The organism is Bacteroides sp. CAG:633, assembly GCF_000435115.1.
Taxonomy (GTDB): Bacteria; Bacteroidota; Bacteroidia; order Bacteroidales; family Bacteroidaceae; genus Bacteroides; species Bacteroides ndongoniae.
In genome coordinates this window covers 15,830-17,666 of the sequence record NZ_FR883088.1, presented here as the reverse complement: position 1 = coordinate 17,666, position 1,837 = coordinate 15,830, and the positions used below count along the sequence as shown (strand labels likewise).

Genomic DNA, 1,837 nt, shown 5'->3' with positions numbered 1-1,837 from the left:
GTTTATGGAAATATGAACGTTCAACGTTAAACGCTCAACCCTCAGCCCTCATCCCTCATCCCTAAACGCTCAACACTAAACGCTCAACCCTCATCCCTCAACGCTCAACACTCAACATTAAAAAATAACATGGGAGAAAGGATGTTCACGTTTCAAAGGCTTAATGTGTATCAGAATGCAAGGGAATTGGTGAAGCATGTATATTTAATGTTAGATAAATTCCCAGGCAAAGAAATGTACGCATTATGTGACCAGCTTAGGCGAGCTGTGATATCTGTTCCTTCTAATATTGCGGAAGGGCTTAGCAGACGCTCGAATAAAGAACAGGTACATTTTATTGAAATTGCATACGGGTCACTGATGGAAGTGTTGTGTCAAATTGAACTTTCTACAGATTTGGGATATATCACCTCAGAAGAATACGCCCAAACAGAGGAAAAAATAGAAATTATAGCTCGACAACTTTCCGGCTTGAGAAATTCGTTATCTTCGAATTCGAAAGGGTGAGGGGGAGGTTTAGGGTTTAGGGTTTATGGTTTAGAGTTTGGGGTTTATGGTTTAGAGTTTAGAGGTAAAAGTTTATGGAAATATGAACGTTCAACGTTAAACGCTCATTCCTCAACCTTAAACGCTCAACCCTCATCCCTCAACCCTAAACGCTCAACCCTCAACATTAAAAATAAAATAAGGAAAATGGAATATGTAATTATAGCAATAGCTTTGCTGGCTATGGAGTTATTGTATTTCCGCATTGCGGATAAACTGAATATCATAGATAAACCGAATGAGCGGAGTAGCCATACGCGTATAACCTTGCGTGGGGGAGGTATTATCTTCTATGTGGGAGCTTTGGCTTATTTTGTGACCAATCACGGGGAGTATCCGTGGTTTATGCTGGCATTGACGCTGGTGGCGTTTATCAGTATGGCGGACGATATACGGTCGGTGTCGCAAGGTGTCCGGTTGTTGTTCCACTTTACGGCCATGGCATTGATGTTTGGCCAGTGGGGACTGTATGCATTGCCCTGGTGGTGGGTAGCTGTCGCTCTGGTGGTATGTACAGGCATTATCAATGCCTATAACTTTATGGATGGTATCAACGGTATAACGGGCGGGTATTCGCTGGTGATACTGGCGGTGCTGGCGTACGTCAACCGGGCGGTGGTGGCATTTGTGGAACCTGACTTCATCTATATTGTGATGCTGTCGGTGCTCGTTTTCTGCCTGTTCAATTTCCGCAAACGGGCCAAGTGTTTTGCCGGAGATGTGGGATCGGTGAGCATCGCTTTCATTCTTCTGTTTCTGATCGGAAAACTGGTGATGCAGACAGAGGATTTCAGCTGGATTGTGTTGCTGGCGGTATACGGGGTGGACAGTGTGCTGACCATTGTACACCGGTTGATGTTGCACGAGAATATCGGGCTGCCGCACCGCAAACATCTGTACCAGCTGATGGCAAACGAACTACATGTGCCGCATGTGCTTGTGTCGCTGCTGTACATGGCAGTACAGGCGGTGGTGGCCATCGGGTATTTGCAATGCAGAGACAACGGGTATCTATATCTGGCAGGATGTGTAGTGCTCTTGGGAATTGTTTATCTGGTATTTATGAAAAAGTATTACCATCTTCATGAAGCTTCGCAACGGGATAAAACGGTAAAGTGCTGAACGATAACGAATAAATAAACAAGAGGAAGGATATAGGAAAGTCCTTTATGAATATTTTCAGGTAAAATGTAATAATTTCGGGCAAAAATAACTATTTTTGCCCGAAATTATATAGTGCATAAAAAAGAGTAGATCGACATGAGCAATAAATTCTCGTTCAGACGTTACC

2 protein-coding genes are annotated in these 1,837 nt (G+C 43.7%); both read left to right on the top strand.

The features are described 5' to 3' along the window. The first annotated feature begins 129 nt into the window (after nucleotides 1-129). Nucleotides 130-507 carry a four helix bundle protein gene (locus tag QVP67_RS09315; protein WP_022163295.1) on the top strand — a complete coding sequence of 126 codons (378 nt, stop codon included), beginning with the start codon at nucleotides 130-132 and terminating at the stop codon, nucleotides 505-507. 186 nt (nucleotides 508-693) lie between these two features. After that, nucleotides 694-1,668, top strand: coding sequence for an MraY family glycosyltransferase (locus tag QVP67_RS09310; RefSeq protein ID WP_022163294.1), 975 nt, complete (start codon nucleotides 694-696; stop codon nucleotides 1,666-1,668). Nucleotides 1,669-1,837: the final 169 nt, after the last annotated feature.